Annotated in this window: 3 protein-coding genes (1 of these 3 running past the window's edge); all 3 read right to left on the reverse strand. The window is 39.2% G+C overall.

All coding sequences use genetic code 11. The features are described 5' to 3' along the window. On the reverse strand, positions 1 to 16,172 hold the beginning of the coding sequence (locus ACXAFE_RS17515) for an Ig-like domain-containing protein (RefSeq protein WP_475155618.1). It extends 21,550 nt beyond the left edge of the window; 16,172 of the gene's 37,722 nt are visible here — the first part of the coding sequence; its start codon is at positions 16,170 to 16,172; its stop codon lies off the left edge, out of view. 279 nt (positions 16,173 to 16,451) lie between these two features. Further along, positions 16,452 to 17,366 carry a polysaccharide deacetylase family protein gene (locus tag ACXAFE_RS17520; protein WP_475155623.1) on the reverse strand — a complete coding sequence of 305 codons (915 nt, stop codon included), beginning with the start codon at positions 17,364 to 17,366 and terminating at the stop codon, positions 16,452 to 16,454. Between the two features lie 84 nt (positions 17,367 to 17,450). Next, positions 17,451 to 18,998, reverse strand: coding sequence for a glycogen synthase (locus ACXAFE_RS17525; protein WP_475155627.1), 1,548 nt, complete (start codon positions 18,996 to 18,998; stop codon positions 17,451 to 17,453). Between the last annotated feature and the right edge of the window lie 8 nt (positions 18,999 to 19,006).

Genomic DNA, 19,006 nt, shown 5'->3' on the forward strand with positions numbered 1-19,006 from the left:
ATTACAATAAATTTCTCAACTTCAACTAATTGTTTATCAACAATAGCAAGACCGATTTCACCAAGAGCAAGTACTAACTTATTTTGGTACTCGGCAATATCAAATACATTTCCCGGTAGCAATAACTCTGTAACTTCTGATGGGCGGTATAAGTTAATAGCCTGAATCTTATTAGGGTATATACCATTTGAGGGTACATCCAAGCTGAATAAGTCTATTAATGGACATTTAACCGAGAGCGACCAAGCCCTGCTACCGCTATGACCGGCAACAAAAAGTCTGCCATTATCAGTTAACAACAATTTATTATCGCTTTCTATCGCAATACTATTTTGTATAACAATAGGGTCATTTTTTGCGAGCATATTAACCGAAAACATTTGGCGCGATGTGGTTCCACCTGGAACCCACGAGCACTCATCAGGAGTGTCTGTTGCTGACGAACTGATACCAGTTGCATAAATACTGAAATCGCTTGACGAAGTCGCAACCGTTAAATCACCCGCTCCAGTGTAAGCTGCATGTTCCCTAACAACAATTGGTATAATCGATGCATCATCTGTATTAACGACCCTAAGACCTATAGGGCCAAAGCCACCTGTAACAACGGTGTCACGTTTACTACTACCAATATTAGCTAGTTCAAACGATTCAATATTTGCACTATCAGCGCTCATACCAAGGGCTATCGCTTCATGGTAGCGCATGAAATTCTGTTCAGAAGGCGTTAAAGGAATTTCTTCACCTGTAAGAATGGACGCATTTTGTTTTCCAGAAATTAGCTTATGTGTAACAAACTCCTCAAACTCATATTGCTGGTACTCACCATTAGGTGTTGTAGCGGTAGTGCCCGCTACGACCAATTGATTCGGATTATTCGCATCGACTGAATAACCAATGTTAGGTAAAAACACTGGGACTTGTGCAATCGAAGCACTCGGAACTCCCAAATTAAAATAACCACTGCTTGTGTAAACCATATTCGCAGTGGATAGCGCTGCTAAGTCATAACTACTTGCGGCGAATAAATCAATAGCACTTTGTTTTTTAAGACCATAGCCAAGCTGTACGTCTGTCTCAACGCGGTGGGCATTATTTCTGCTTGAAACGGTTATTGGGTGCTTACCGGACATATTTGGTGGTGCTGTGAAGGTCAGTTTACCGCTACTAAGTACTCGTACATCTTGCGCGGTGACATTACCAACTTTGATACTCGTTCCATCAGACACGCTAGTACCTGGCTCAAAGCCGCTACCAGTTAATGTGATAGTCTCTCCGCCTTTGTAATCTGTCCACAGAGGTGACACAGAACTTGCACTCAACACGCCGTCAACAACAATAGCTCCTTTTAGGCTCAAGGTATACTGCGTGCCTTCGCCAGTTATTATCATAACCAAATCATAAATACCCGGTTTAGGCAATTTTGGCGTAACAAAGCTCAATGTATTTGCTGGGTTTTCTATCGAGGCATGATTAATTTTCAGGTCTGAAACTGGTTTCTCGCCAATAAAGATAGAGATATCTTTGCCTGTTAATAACCCTAACACTGATAGCGAATGCTGCCTTTGCTCACCTGTCAAGACTCGACGTGGCAACAAATCAAACAACGAGTAATTTTCAATTTCTTCGTTGATATACTTAAATCTCGTTACAACATCATTTTCGAGAGACGCTATTTTAAGGTAATTGTTATTAGGCAACGGTTTAACACTAGCTAAACCACTTTTAACGACAATATCAAACGTATCATTTACCGAAAGCTGTGATAAGTTTGGTGATATTGAGATGTCATTATTGGTAATTTCAATATCACTTGGGATAACCTCACCATTAATGTTTCTTGCAAACACAAAATCATTATTTTTGTCGTAAAGGTCTATCGCTTTATTGAAAGAGACAACTACGTTATCAAGCTTTTCGTTGATATAATGTGGTTCAGGCTGAACTCGAATGACTCGTAGTTCGCTATCGATATAGCGACCAATCATATAGCTCGACTTACTTTTGAAAGACTTACTTCCTGCCGTATACAAGGCATAATTAGAAGTTGTGAGCACGTAAACTGGATATTTAATCGCTAACTTACCAGCCGTTGGTTTGATGTTTTTATAGTCAGCAACATTTAAACTTACCACGCCAGACTCGCCAGTAGCTAAATGCAGAATATTGCCCTGTATAGCGACATCGTGTACCGGTCCATAATTCACAAGCCGAGCTATTATTTTGGGCTGATAAGGATTTTCAACATCAATTATTGCAGCACCTAAAGCCCCCATTGCCATATAAACTCGCGTTCCATTAACGGCTAAATGAGAACCAGGTAAATCAATCGAAGCAACGTGTTTCAGCCCCAATTCGGCATTGTGTTGAATAATGTCTAGCTGACCACTTTTAACACTTGATGTGTCAAGAGTTTGCGAAGCAAAATTGTATTTACCGGACGCAACAGCAAAAAACTTACCTTGCTGTAATTCTAATTCGGCTACATCTAACGCATCGAACTTGGTTTGATAAGATGCGGCAGAATACAGTTTAGTGTGTAAATGACTATCTAATATCTGTAACCCTGAGTCTCCAGCTGCAACATAAACTTGGTTATTTTCAGCTCGAATACCTTTCGCAAAATTAGCATTTAACGTAAGCGATTTAACCAATTGAGCTTTTGAAATATCAAAACTATTTACTGCAAATACAAAAATACGCGCTGAGCTCTCAATCGGCGTACCATCTTCATCTAATAATGCCGCAGTAACGAATAATCGATCGTTATTTCGTTCGAAAAAGCCATTAATACCAAGGGCCAAGTAATTTGATGGTAGCGCATAATTTGCGACTAAAGCATTTTCACCCTGTTCTGCTAATGATAAATCCTGAACAAGTACTCCTTTCGGCCCAGCAGCTAAGAACAAATAATTATTAGACGGATCAACCTCACTGTCATAAATTATTCCCTCACCCTCAATCTGCAACTCGCTAGGAGTTTGGTATTCAAACGCAGATTCAAGGGTAATATTGCGTCCATCTGAATACGAAACAGTTACATCATTAAGGCCCAGTTTACCTGCTGGTACTGTAACTACTAGTTTACTATTATCTACAACTATTATGTCTTTTTTCGGAACAGCAACATCACCAAACTTAATCTCTAGCCTTTGAGAGCTAGGTTCAAAGCCCTGACCTGCAATTGTTACTTCAGTACCACCATTTACCGAACCGTAATTCGGTACAACTTTGCTCAAAGACAAAGGAGCAACATAGTGAAGTGCGCCAATATAACGTTTGCGATATTCACCATTGATAACACTCAATGAACTGATGCCTGCGTCATTACTAGGCGCTTGTATCGTATACTGACCGTTTGTCTCATCAAACGCAGTAACTTTCGCCACTTTACCGCTCACTGAAAACTCAAGACCCGGAACTATTTGGTCTAATGTGATTGTAACTTCACTGCCGCGTGTTGAAACACTTGAAGGGAAAACTGAAACTAACTCGGGCTCTGCCGTGTCCTTTGAGTAAGTAGTGAAATTGACAACATAGTCAACTAAACCTTGGGCTCTATAACTATTCGCTTCACTTGAAAGTGTTAATCGATAGTCTTGGCCACTAACTAGGTTTTGTGTGGGCGTAACTGTCAGTGTTTTGCCTGAGATAGTATAATCAAAGGACACATCAATGCCATCAGCACTTCCTTGAACCTTCTCAAGATCAACGAATCTATTAACGAATACTTGTTCTGATAAACCATTTAAATTAATTGTTTTACTAAAGTTTAATATCAGCGAATCATCAACATTAAACATGCCCTTTGGACGCGGATAAGAGTCAATAATCTCGTTAATTTTAAGGTCGATTAAACTAAGCTTGCTACCGTCATCACTTTCACTATAAACGACCGCAATGCCATCTTTTGATACATCTAAACCTTCAGATTTGCACTCATTTTCACATATTGTAACGCCGTCTAAAAACTTAATGCCTTGATTACGAGACGCATCAAAAATTATCACTGAAGAAAGGTTCGTTTTTTCAGTTTCTTCTTTTTGCTCACGCAATAGCTCATCGAGCACCTCTTCAGCTTGGCTTTTCTTTGGAGGTACAAACAACTGATATGCTAAAGTTTCAGAAACAATATGTGTTTTTAATTTTTGGTTTTGATTAATCTGGAAACCTAAATCAATAAACTTAGCTACCAGTCTTGGTTGTAGATTAATTAACTCCCAGCGTGAAACGCGCGATTGAGTATCAATAACATCGCTCGATAGTGGGGTTTTTTCAAATAAACCACGGAAATTAACAGAATCAGCTAAAGCACTACTCGGTCCTATAATATCAAGGTAGTAGGTTGTGATTGGATTTTCTTCTATTGAAATTGCTAATTGAGTACCAATTGGTTCAACATGTTTTATAGGTTTTGGCCCATCAAAAACTCGACTGACAAATGGTTCATCTCCCTTCGATATATTGACAAAAACAATAGCACTGTCTGTGGCTACAAGAAGCAGTTGGTCAATCACTAAGAACTGTTTAATTTCTTGTTTAATATCTATTGGTAACTTAATGTTGGCAACGATGCCACGATCAACGCTATCATCTGATGCAAAATTCGCCTTATCGAAAGCAAGCAAATAAGTACCGTTTTCATACTCTAGATCAATAAATGGATAATCTTCCGCTCTTGCGACAGCATAAACATATGAGTTCGTAACTTGGAGCATTTCAGCATTAAGCGTTTGCGGCAAATCATAATAGCCCAAACCATGCATCGGCGCCGCATCATCTATTTTTGCTTCGTCATACTTAACTAAAGATAACCAACTCGGTGCATAGTAGTTCCTAACATAAGATTCATCGATTACTTCTGACGGCTTTAAGCTGAATTGTGGATTTATTCCATCACCCAAAACATAAATAAGATTCTGAGCCTCATCAAATCCTACGCCCTTAATCTTGCCTGGTGGTAGCTTGAGCGCATCAATTGGTTTATTACTTTCTCCGTTGTACTTTTTAATGTCGTCTAATGAAAACACCGGTGACGTAATTAAAGAACGAGTCTCAGATAAATCGCCATAGAATAATGCTTTTGCTAAATACGCAGTTTTTCCTTGAGAGTTTGTAACTTTTAGGTCAACAAAACCACGGAAAGATTCACCAAAGTTTGGAACAATTACACTTAGTTTCGTTGCGCTTTCGATGGTTGCATAATTACCGTCAATCTTAATCGATTTCTGTATATCGGGATCGTCGTGACGGATAAATGTCAGCGTCATATCTGGGCTAAAACCATAACCGATAACTTTTACATGGTCACCCTCACCTCGTTGACTTGCTTTAATAGTAGCTGGGCTGACGAAGGATATTGCAATTTTATCAGTATACGTAAAAGCACCTGGATACACTGTTTTTATACCTTGATCTTCGAGCTCGATCGCTGCAGGTCCAGATACATTTGGTAACGTAGTTATTTGTAATTTAACTTGTTCATCACCTAAGCGATCAAATGAAACCACTTTATGTTCTATTCCACCTAATTTCACCTTTACCGAATCAGTTACATTTTTGATGATCATGGTGAGCGAATCACCGCCAGAAGTGTGACCCCAAGATGGTGTTAACGACAATAATTCAGGCTTATCTCCATTGGTACTATTTCCAGTAAAAAAGTCAAATACATAATCACTACTCAACTCGAAGCCTGTTACTGCTTGCAAGCCCGCTTTGAGCGTTACATAGAAGCGAGTGTTTGGGTTTAATAACACACCTTCCTTACTGCTAAATGTAACTGTTGTGTAATCCGTTGCTTCGTCCAATTGTTTAAATGAGAGTTCAAACTGACTTGTTAAATCAACGCCAAGTGTCGGGTGGCCCTCTCGTACTTCTAAGAAACTACCAAGGTCAGTTTGCGGCATTAATGCCGTAGATAATCGGATATGGCCTGTAAGACCTTCTCGAGGATTATAAATAGAGCCGGATTTCGGTTCATGTTCAATCACAGTGAGAGATGGGAAACTAATTCGATTGAAGCCTTTTTTACCGGCGGCAACAAGCATTTTGTTGTCAACAAGCTTTATATCAGTTGCAGCAAAACCTGTACTTTGTGCCTCTTTATTAATCAACACAGGCTGCATTGAATCACTTCTCATCGCTAAAAGACGATTCAAGTCAACAATTTCAATAATAGTTTTAACCGGTACATGTTCTTGGTCTAGGTAGAAAGTAGATACGTAAGCTTTATTTCCTGAAACAGCAACATTAAACGCCCCTGCAGAAGTTAAGTTCTCTTGTGCTGCTTCGATTGCGTGCGACGCGATAAACTGAGGGTTTTTTGGATCTTCAAGCGATACCATATGAAGTGCCCCAGCCCCCTGCCAGGAACCCGAATCTGCAACATATAAAACGCTCCCCTCAATACTGAGGCCTGAAGCGGAACCTGCAGTGTCTAAGGTAGATACAATAGGTAAATCTGGGCGTGTAATGTCAACGATCACAACACCTTGGTACCCTGCGGCGATGACAGCATAATTCTGATAGATAGTTACATCTGAAACATATCCGTCTGGCTTTATAAAATCGACTCTGTACGGGTTTTCTATATCCGTAATATTGAATACTTGGACACCACCTAAGCCATTTGCAATAAAAGCCAAGTTGCCTGAAACTGCAACAGCATTTGCATCTTTGTAAGGTAAATCCGCATTGCCCGATAATAGATAAGGTACACCAAATTGATTATCACCGTTTTTCTTAGTAAACAGTAATAATTCACCAAACGCCGAGTAGTGATCCTGAATATGGGAATCTGGCGAGCGTTCAGAAGTTAATGCGCTAGTAAACCTATTACCTTCACAATCCGATACACATCCAACTCCGACTTTACTAGCCGCAATCAGACCATCTGCTGCGGCTAGACTTGAAATTGTGCCTGTTAATATTTCAACATTAGCATTGATCAGCGGCGAATAAACAAATCGTTCGCCATTTTCGGGGGCTTCATTCCAATTAATATAATCAGCGAGAAAAAGTCCCGTTTCATTTTTTATTTCTGGAGATTCGGCGTGCATGTATGGAGCAAATATTGGTAAATTCACCACAGGTGATACCGTCGACCAAGCACCGACTAGGCTTTGCTTTGCACCATCTTGTCTATATTGTGCAAGTGCGTTGTAATGTACAGTTTTAGCTAGAGCATTAGCTGTATTTTTTGGGCTAAAGTAGACTTTTTCACTAATTGGATGAGCAACTAAATGCGTTGTCTCCTGTGTTACTGTGTGCTGGCCTGTAATAATACTGGTTACAATCCTAACACGTTCATTCTTTAAGCTTTGAGATGTTAAAATATTGCCGTCACTGAATTCAGTCCAATAAACAAACTGATTATGTTTAGGTTCACTTACTTGGTAACCAAGATCGGCAAGCATTTGGTCATCTCGAATCAGTTCACGCTCAACCTGGTATAGTGTTATCCATTGGTTGTCATCGTTTTGATACTCTCTTAACCATGTTTGTTTTACTAATCGCTCACGACTGCTGCCATAGTCTTTAAACGTAACAAAACTAAGAGTCGCGTTTTCGGTATCAAGAATCTCGCCATCAAGTGGCGCCAGATTAACAACCTCCGGCTCAACAGTATCATCTAAAATCCCTACTTTAATGACTTCTGAAAGGCCTTGCTGATCCAATTTATCATATGCAACCGCCTGTATATTTATTCCTTTTGCATCAACAGGTGGGTATAAACGTACTTTAAATATGTTTGAATTTGGTTCAGGTTGGTAAATCACTGCGGCTGGTTTATCGTTCATTAAGAACCTTACGCGATCTATACCAAAAACACCTAGGTCATCTTTTACGCGCACAAATACATCAATTGGCTCGCCTGAAATTGCAAAACTTTGTTGCTGACTAGGCTGAACGATATATACTTCTGGCGGTTGATCTGCCATAACAGTAAATGCAAACGCCGAGCTAAAGTCACTTTCTTTGCCATACGTATCAATCGCTTTTGCACGAAAGTAAATAGTATCTCCAACGCTCAAATCGCGACTTGACTGCTCAAATGTAAAGGGGGCAGTACCCGATAACCCAACTTCCTCGTATGATTCGATAGTGTCATTATTCACCGAACGATACAAAGTAACTGATTCAACACCCGACTCTAAATCTGAAGCGTGAACATTTGCGATAAAGTCTCGACCAACCGTGACTGATTGTTGATTATCTAGCGCGATGCCGCGAGTATCGAGTAAAATAATGTCATTGATATCAGGTGACGAATTTGCGCGTAAAAGAATACCCGTGCTATCTGTTGCGGTATTTCCAGCACCATCAGAAGCAATGACGCGCACCTGAAGCTGGGCAGTTTCACTTTCATGTTGATTTAATTGTTGTAACTTCGGAAGCACAAATTCGCCATTATAAGGCGGTATCAGTGAGAAGTTTTGGCTTATTATATCGCCGTTTGCAATGACTCCATCGTTATTGAAATCATATACTAACTGTGTATTAACACTCGACACTTCAACATTATCAATTGCATCTACGGCATATTTTAATCTGCCTTGCTCTGTAACAGTAACACCCTGCTGCGGATTAATAATCGAAATAATAGGAGCTGTAGTATCTTTGCTGACATGTAATTTAGTTTCGTTGCTATAGCTAGTACGTGCATTTTCCTTTCTATGCTCCGTAACTGTCGCTAGCAACTCAATGTCTTTACCAGTTTGACCAAACGGGATTTTAAAAACAAATTCATATGGGTATTTACCATCTGATAATGTTAAATCACCACCAACTAAACCTTTTACCTGTAGTGATACATTGTCAATACCAACATCATCTGACGCAACAACTTGAGTCAGGACAGTTTGTCCTTCAATGTAATTTGCATTATTTTGTGGAAATGCGATTTCTACTACAGGCGCTTGGTCTGCCACGATTGGTAATGTGATTGACTCTTTAGCAAGATGATTATCAACATCATTATATTTTTGACCGTATGAATCTAATGCCTCAACATCAATTCGAATCGTGTCATTGTTCAGATCGGCTTGCGTAGGTGCATAAAATGAAAATGTATACGGGCCTTTTTCAAAACGTCGTGATTCAATTAATTTGTCTTTGTTAAATACGGATGCCCTTACATATTCAATTTTTACATCATCTTGCGCATGAATGTTAACCGAAACTGGTGCTCCTTCAACGATTTTTGACTGCAAATTAGGTGATACAATATCAACAACGGGTCGCTGATCGATATTCACTTTAAATGCATTTTCAACTTCATAATCATTGCCATTTGCATCCACAGCTCTAAGTTTTAGCCACACAAAGAAGGTAACATCTGTAAAGTCAGATATAGTTGGAAATTGAGATTGTATGTTCGCAAGTGTATCAATTTGAAAAATATGATCATAAACAGGTGTGTCTATATCATTGGTAGTAATTACATTGTGATCTTTAGCTGGAATATTGGAAATTGTTCGGATAGGCGCATCATATGATAACGCGGCTATCTCTTGCCCATTCTTAACTGCGGTTAACCTTTTAAATAGCTCAAATTCGCTAACTTTGACGTTATCATAACCGGTAAATTGTGTTTTTACGCTACTTGCTTCAACAACACCAAATTCTACTTTAGGATACAAAATTGCTGCAGATGGTTCGATGTTATCTGGTACAACATTCAATACAACTTCATCTTTGTTGAAGTCATTATCTAAATCGGTAACAACAGATGACAGCGCAATAGTTTGCTGGTCTTTAGTTACTTGCTCAGGCAGCTTGTAATAGAAATCGAATACTTCAAGGTATTCACTATCTTCGCTTGCATATATTTTTGCAATTTCTTCGCCGTATAATTTTTCATATTCATCATAAATTTCAGCAAGCTTCAGTTTATCTACTGAGCTAAGTGTTTTATCAGTATCGCCATTAAGGTAATTAATTTTTACGCCATTAAATTTGGTAACAATACTTGAATCTTCAATCTTTCGGTCATCTGTTACAATCACACGCGCTCGAAGATTGAATGCACCAGTTACAATAGATTGTGAAGGTGCAGGTGAAACAATACGAATTCCCGGCTTTACGTTACCCAAAGGATGAACAAAAAACTCAATGACAGCTTTTTGATTTAATACATCAAAAACCGTTGTTCGATATTGTTGGGTTTGTTCATGATTAAATACTAAATCAACACTAACATTTTCTTTGACTGTATGACTTTGATCACAGGCTGTTGCATAATCTTTTTCAAAAACTAACTCTGTGCTTCCATTAGGTAGTAATCGTTCAACTTGTAATCTTGACAAGCCTGTATCATCAAGAAGCGACAAATCATAGTTAAAGTTAGCCCCATTTCTTACCCAAAACTCACCGTAATTTAATCGACTTTTATCAGTAATAATGTTGTGCGCGCCAAACTTAATCAAATCGATTTCAGGTAAATCATTTTTTATAACTGGGTAATACTGCGAAATACTTGAAACAACTCCTTCAGAGTCTGTGAGGTTTACGGAGAGTAAAATATCATCGTTAACTTTTGAGCTTGTTGGCACATTACCCAATAAAGTAAAGTCTTCACTAAATAGTTCAGGGTATTTTGACGCTACGACCTGATCATTGATAAAGAATTCAATTTTTTGCAGCCTTTTCGCATCATCTGCAAAGCTAATATTCCAATCAAACTTTTCGCCTGCCTTAAGTCCGTTTAGCTGTGTTGGTGACATCTGTTCAGAAGTCAATGAAGTTGTGCTTTCAGTTATCAACATTGTGCCAATCTGAGGCATTGAGTGGAAAGCGTTGTCTTGCCTCAAATAATCTAAACCGACACCAAAGACCGCAATATCTTGACTATGTGCATAAGGTGGTAATACCAATAAATTAATTGCACTATTCAGTGCTTTTTTATCATCGCCAAATACATAGCTAGGGCTAAATGCAACCCAAGCGCGACCTTGTTCGGTATTAAAGATAAGGCTACTTTGGTAGTTAGAGTCTGTTAATCGAACTGGATTGTTTGGTAACGGATAGCGAGTGTAAGCTGGTTTTGTAATTGACAACTTATTGAAATAAGCAAATTCATTTACTTCACTTATAATTTCAAAATCTAGACTGTCAGCTTCAAAATCCAATAAGTTTATTTCTTCATTAAAGGCATACACTTGAGCTTGGTCAATCGCCATACACGAATCTGCACGTTTTGGTGATACTTTTACTTTAAACTCACCTGAAAGATTCGTTTTAAATACCAATTTTGCATTACTCTCTAATTCATTAGAAAGTGCTTTTAACTTGTTCCCTTCAAATTCCAACCACGGCTTATCACCAACAAATACGCTAAATTCACCGCTATCAGTTAGCATATCCATTTCATAAGTTAAACCACTGGCTATCTCGTTTTGTTTTTCAACTTGGTAAGAGAGTTTTGCTGAATCAACTAGGCCATCCGACATTAGTACCAAACCAGCAACCACAGGCTTAGATTTAGGTGCGTAATCATCACTTATTAATGCGTTAACAAATACATGTTCACCTATAAGCATTGGCTGTGGTGATGCAGCATCAAGCACTAGTTTTGCAGGCTTATCTTGTTCAATCTTAATTGTTTGTTTGACTTGTGATTGATTATTCAACCTATCATTTGCAACTATTGAAAGTTCAACTTCCTTACCTTCGCTAGGGATTGGGTTGAATTGACTAAAATCAACGTAGATTCCAAGGTCTTTTGATGTAAATGTGTCATCTATCTGTTGCGATTGATGTAAAATTTCATCTTGGAGTTTTACCTCAATAGTTGACAAACCTGAAGCATCCTCAACGTCGATGTGTAACGTTACTAACTCATTCTGAATTACGGTTGGTAAAGGTGAAATTACATTTATGTTAGGCCCTTGTGTATCAGGCAATAACGTCACTTTTACATTGTCGCTACTTCCTTGATTTGCACCACCATCAACTGCATGCAGAGTAAAATCATAGTCAACTGCCTCAAGTCCCCAAAAGCTGCCCGGAACAAACACGATACCATTCACTTCAGCTTTTACTTGCTCATGAACAATACTAGTGCCTATGGTGATCGGGTTTTCAATTTCGATACGTTCTATTGAATCTTTACGAACAAATGAAAACCATTCCAATGTATGCTTTTTACCTTGACTATCGATAAAAACAGGCGTGACGTCATCAATGTGAATATCATCAGTAACAACACCTGAAACCTCAAAAGATTGACCTGTTTCCAAGCTAAACGCGACATTTGGTTTTACTACACTCACAATTGGAGCATTACTGTCTTGTATTACTCGCAGTTTTATTTCTTCGGTAACAATCTGAACACCATCATTAACGGAAACAACTAGATTAAGCTCCTCTTCAAACACATTAGGCATGTTGAAAGAAGCTAAATATTGCGCAGAGCCAAGATCCGACGACATAGTACCATTGTCGACTTCTTTCCCATTCTCAAAAAGTTGCCACTTTGCGCTGAACGTGCTGTTATCTGTTATGTACGACAGTACCTCAACTAATTCACCTTCAATATAACTGCTACCCGTGACAGGATGCTCAATCACTAAATTTGGAATCGGGTCTTCATAAACGTTAAAATCCCAAACAACATTATTTACATTCCCAAATTTATCAACCGCTGAAATTTCTAGCTTGACCGGCGAGGTCTGTTTAGGTGTATGGTACAAACTCATCACTTGCTGCGCCGCCTTGGCGTCGTACTCAGCCGCTTTATCACCATCAATGTAAGCTGTCACTGATTCCACGGGCGCTTTATCAAATGCAGTAAACCTAAACGCTACACGCTTATCTACAAGTAATGCCTCTGAAGCAAGCGGATTAACTAGGTTTATGACTGGTCCTTCGCTATCACGTGTAATACTAATCAAGTTACTGTACACATCCGACTCTTGTCCCATCGTATCGGTTGCAATCACTTTTAAGTTTATCGATTGCATCTCATTTGCTAAAGACAAAGTTGCTAGGTCAATCGAAAACGTACCTTGAACACTGGTATTAGGTGTCACGGCTCTTTGATCCGATAATTTTTGACTAATCAGAACGTTATGCTTTTCATCAATTAAACTAACTTGAACGTTTTTCACGCCTACGTCATCTTTAGCGATAACATTCAATGTAAGCTCACTATTACTTGTATAATCTAACTGATCTAATTCAACTTCATATATACTAGGTCTTTGGTCGTTAATCACGGCAACCGTAAGGGAAATACTTGTTTGGTTTCCCGCTTCATCAGTAACGTAACCATTTAATGTATATGGCTGTTGCTCGACTTGTTTTGATTCATCAAAAATTGGGAATGATGCTAAGCCTGCAATTGAGAAGGAATTTGCTTCACCAGGTAAACGCTGAATTGGAATATCACTGTCAGTAATTGAATCGGTTGTAACCCCCGTTACTTTAAGCTTACTTCCTTGCTTTTTTACACCATTAATTTTAAACCCTGATACCCCTACGTTGTCGTAACCAGTTACTTTTATCAAATGCTCAGTACCAGTGACGATTTTTGCGACACTTGAATCTGCTAAAATACCATTGATGCTAGGCGAGACGAACTGAACAACGGGCTTTTCATTATCCACACCTACTGCAACGTTGATTACTTGGCTATTACTGCTTTGATATTTGCTATCAATTGCTTTCGCATAAACTGAGAAGTTTTGAACTTCTTTGTTTTGCACTGGTACATCAAAAACTGCGCTATAGGGGGTATTAGTATCGCTGCCAATTAACTGGTCATTAACGTAAAATTCAACCATTTTTACAGCTTCATCATCGCTGGCTGCAGCTCTTAACTCTACTGGTAAACCAGCAATCCAGTAATCTCCTTCGACTGGGTTTGAAAGCGAAACACTAGGCCCTTGGTCAGATTTTACATTAGTGCGAATTACCTCACTTTGGGTAATTTCACCATGAAAATCAGTAACTTTTACTTGAATATTAGCAATATCACCTAACAGCTCTGGGTCGATATCAATTTCACGTTTTATAATTGCTGTTGGCTTACTCAGTTCATTTTTCTCTTCGTAATCATTATCAAATATTGTATGACTATCTACGACACGACCATTTAACAGTATCTCAACGTCAGTACCTAAGAATAAAGTATCGTCCATAATTTGAAGTACAACCGTTGTCGTGCCACCAGCAATAACATCTGTTTCATGCTGAGGGTGCTGCAAATTTAATGATGCCGCTGTATTTCGTATTAAATTTAAAAACCGTGTAGGTGTTGCTTGCGTTTTAATCCCTCTCACAAACTCAGCATACACAGGGACTGATTTCTGTTTAATTGTCGTATTTTGTGTATTATATTTTAGTGACCAAGTTTCAAACAGGTATTCTTTTTCTTCTCCTAACGGAGTCTTAATTTTTCGTACTTCAAAGCCTGGGAAACTTGCTGTACCTACATTCTTTCCATCTACATAAAAATTTACGCGTTCAATACCAGTTGTTTTTTCAAAACTTTTTTCCGCTTCACCTAGGTTATGACTAAGCTTAAAATCAACTCTAGTTCCTGCAACAACCCGTTGATTTTGAATTGGCTTTTCAAATGTCATATCTGGAATAACTATCGAGTCTTCATCAATTACCATAATTGATTTTTGAGCCGAGTAACCAGTTTGACCCGCGCTATCGGTTACTCTCGCTTGTACTTTTACGTTCGGCGCTGTTTGAAATTCAGATATATTAATTAAAAATTCATATGGCGGCGAAGTAACGGTTGCAGCCAGTTTACCTTCAACTAGAAAATCTACTTTGAATACTGATACATCATCTACTGGTTTGGCGACTAATGTTGCTTGTTTCCCTTTAACAATTTCAATCGGTGCAGTTAGGTCAACATTCGGCAAAGCATCTATTGCTGAAACAGCGACTTCCCCCTTTATTGTAGGGTCATTTGCTAAATAAAATGTTAATAATACGGGCGTTGTCGATGAGATTGGTAAAAGCGACGTAATTTCATTATTTTCTATTTTTAAGTAATTGCTCGCAAATTCAGGGATTTCTATATCGACTGCATACTGTTGAGACACTCGGAATTTATCGCCATTCTCATATATAGCTTCAATTGGAGGAAGTGTAATTGCTTTATTTAAAGCCGGAATTGTAAGTGTCTCGCTACCAAAAGAAAGACCTTTCAATTTCTTTGAAAAATTTACTTCTATCGGAACATCGATACTATTTAAACTTGGGTAATTAACAGTTATTGTGGCATTTTTACTATCAGCATCTGGTGAAACATATACCGTTCCATCGCTACTCACCTTAACATGCTCTGGATCAGAGGATGTGTAAGTGACACCCAGCCCTTCTCCTGCGCTAACCGTTTCACCACGGAATTCAAAATTAATGTAAGGCAATAAAGTCACAGATTGAAACGGGTCATTTATCGAAACTCGTTCAGGAAATACTCGCCAGCCGAGCACTTTTTCTTCTAATGTTCCTCCCGTTTTTTCGATACTAGACGTAACAGCTTTGTTACCGTATGCGTCGATTACATATGCATTCAGAAGCAATAAACCATCAGCGTAAATTTGTTGTGCTGACAGTCTTCTGTCGAAAGGAACTTTTAACGAAAAGCTGGTTTGAGTATTTGTCTTTGGAATTATGACTTGGTAACCAGCAGAGTTTGCAAAAGCGCTAGCTAAAGCATTGTCAACGACACCACCTGCACCTCTTAACGCCGATGCAGTTATGCCCTTAAGATCAATGCCAACTTTTGCGATATCCGAGTTATCTGTAGCTCGATAAGTTATAACTAAAGATTGCTGCTCATTTTCTTCAATGACGTTGACACTTTCAAAATAGATCTCAGGGGAAATAGAATCTTGCGAGAATGACTCACTATAAGTGTCGGTTGTGCCATCCATATAGGTTATAGTTATCGCTGGCTGGTTGCCCTCAGCGAGACTAAACGAATATTCACATTGGTCAGTCAACTGTGAATCAGTTAATTCCCCTTCAGGGTTAGTATATTGCACCCTAACAATGCGGCTACAATCAGATGCGGAAAACACAAAGCTGTTCGATGTAGATACATCGAAGCGTCCTGTTGTGCTGATATTATATGCATTTGACCCAACAGCTACAAACGGCAAAATAACTGCAAAAAAGGCAACTAATCCTTTTACAAACGACATCTAAGTTCTTCCCTGAATAAAGTAAATATCTTTACGCGTAAAAATCGCAACCGGCATTATAAAAGATTAATTAGGATTCAGGCAAATTTTTTTCTTTTATTTACAGGAAGATAAGATTTTGAGATCAGAGGCCTACTAAGTTTCGGCATATGCACGCTTTTTTGGCTTGTAGAAAGGTAGTACTTGCTATTTTTACCCACTTGTCAGTTAGAGTTTGTGAAACACAAAACACATTTGTTAGTACTACTCGACGTAAATTTACCCATTTGTTGCTGACAGCTAATTTTTCACCACTTCCTTGTCAAAACGCGCTTTTAAGTACGTTTCAGTTAAGGTGTTGTGCCAAAGCTGTTTTGTTTGCCCTTTGTCTTTTGCAATTTCGCCAATGCGACCGGGGTTGTATTTCATAGTGCGCTCGGTTTGGTAGCTGGCAATTGGGTCTTGGTAGGCTTTTTCTGGCGAAATGACTTGCCACCCTTTTTCGCGAAAAGCATCGGCTAAATCGCCAACAAACAGGGCGGTAATATCCATTTCGTGTAGCAAAATAACGTGTTTTGGCGAGTGGTCAAGGTATTTTATTGCCAATTCATCGTAGTATTGTGCGCCTTGTATAATTACATCGATGTAAAACTCTTTTAGTTTATCAAAGTCGACTTCTTTGCCACTTTTAAGCGCATCTTGTAATAAGTTTTCAATGTACCAGTCGTAGTTATTAAGTGTAATGTATGCATTGCGGTAGTCATTTTTAGCTAAATAGGCACGCACGCCGTCGCGCTTTTGTTGGGTGTCGCCTTCTCGCAAATAGGGGAAGCGAAACCAAGGTTTAAAGTTTGGATACTCTTTAATCTGGTTATGGGCGGTTGTAATTTCCTGCAAATAATCTTCTAAGCTGGTTTTATTGATATCAGGATGAGTGTGAGTGTGGTTAGCAATAATATGCCCAGCATTAGCGTATGCTTTTAAGCGCGCTTTACCCTCTTCATTTAAATGGCTGGTGGTTGCAAAAAATGCCGCTTGTTTTATGCCATGATCATTTAATTCTTTAATCAGTGTCTTCGCGCGCGTTGGTCCATCAAAGTAACCCGTTGCTTTCCTAGGCGCGTCATCAAAGGTGAAAGCTATTTGCTTTGCGCTTATGGAGTTGGAAAATAACAAAGATAAAACAGTAGATGTGATTAATAAAAAAGGTTTCATAAATAAAAAGGGTGACTAACGTTAATTAGTCACCCTAACATTGGCATTAAAATTAAACAATGCAACTAACTGTTATTTATAACATTAGTTGTTATACAGTTTAGTTAAATACTGCTCGATGCTGCTTTGCCAACTAAAGCGGCTGGCTTTAGCGGTGTGTACCAGAGTTTGCCACTTTGCAGTGTCGTTCATATAACAATTTAGCGCCTCATTAAATACGCTTTGCAGCGAGTGTACTTGCTCACTAATGGTATTGCCCTCAAACACAAAACCATTTTCGTGATGTTTTACCGTGTCTTTTAAACCGCCTACCCCATGCACAATACACGGCTGGCCCGCTTTTAACGCAAGCATTTGGCTGATGCCACATGGCTCAAACGAGCTTGGCATTAAGAAAAGATCGCCTAGCAGATATAAATCGTCCGATAAACTTTGCCCATAACCATTTAAAAACAAAAAGTTACTATGCTTTGCCATGAGCTGCATTAACAAAAATTCGTAATGACTGTCGCCACTGCCAAGCATAATAAAGCGGCCGCCTTTTTCGCTTAAGTGATTTAGCATTGTACTTAGTGCCACTTCACCATCAGCGCGCTCAAGTAATAAACGCACTTTTTGCTCAGTTAACCTACCGATGCTTGAGACAATGGGGCCTTTAAACTGTGGGCTATCTTGCCATAGCGATATTTGCTCATTAGCAAGGTAATGCACGGTTTTTAATTGCTCAAAACGGCTCATCCAGTTTCGAAGGCACGTTTTACTGCTGCGTAAAAAGCAATCGAGCGTGACTTTAGGCTCTGGCTCACTGCTGTATTCACAGCCATTTAAAATGCCAACCAGTTTATCGCTATTTTCTGCAAGCACCTGTTCCAGCCCTTCGCCACCATAAATGCCATTTTGATGGTCGCTGGCACTCAGCACTTCTTCGGCATAGCTGTCTGATACAAAATGTACTTTATCAACCAAACTAATTGCTGCGCGCATTGGGTTATAACAAAACGGGTAACGCGGGTCGCATAATTGTTGGCCGTCGTAGCTTAAGCTTGGAAACCAAGCCTCTAAACTTGAATCATCGCCGTTAAATGGTCGCGTACCTTGTAGCGCTAAATTATGTACTGTGTAAACCAGCTTGGTATTGGCAAAATCGCGATAGCGTGTATCAAATTTTAATAGCACTGCTAGGGTGGCAGCATGCCAGTCATGCAAATGAAGAATGTCTGCCGCTAAATGCCCTTGTAAAATACACTCGGCAATGACATTACAAAAAAGCGCAAACTTTGTGGCATCTTTGGCAAACGGGCGGTTATCTTCATCATGACAATAAACGCGACTTTCTCCTGCTTGTTGAAACAGCGGATGCACCACTACATACTGCGTTACGTTATCATTTGAAATTGCGTGCAATTTATAAAGGTAGGCAGTGTGCTGCTGGTGAGCAAATGAAAAGCTCACTTGTGCGACACACTCACCGTTGTAATGGCTGTGGTAATAACCATAATCGGGGATCACCACATCCACATTAATGTTATGCTCTGCAAGTGCCTTTGGCACGTCACGAATTACATCGGCGACACCGCCAACTTTCGCGCCCGAAATACAATCGTTTTCGGCCGCTAACATCAAAATTCGCATACAGTCCT

Source organism: Pseudoalteromonas sp. ABV4_021 (genome assembly GCF_056159365.1).

Bases quoted from the DNA above. Each gene is read 5' to 3' on its own strand.
- ACXAFE_RS17520 (WP_475155623.1), bottom strand. From the start codon at position 17,366: ATGAAACCTTTTTTATTAATCACATCTACTGTTTTATCTTTGTTATTT.
- ACXAFE_RS17525 (WP_475155627.1), bottom strand. From the start codon at position 18,998: ATGCGAATTTTGATGTTAGCGGCCGAAAACGATTGTATTTCGGGCGCG.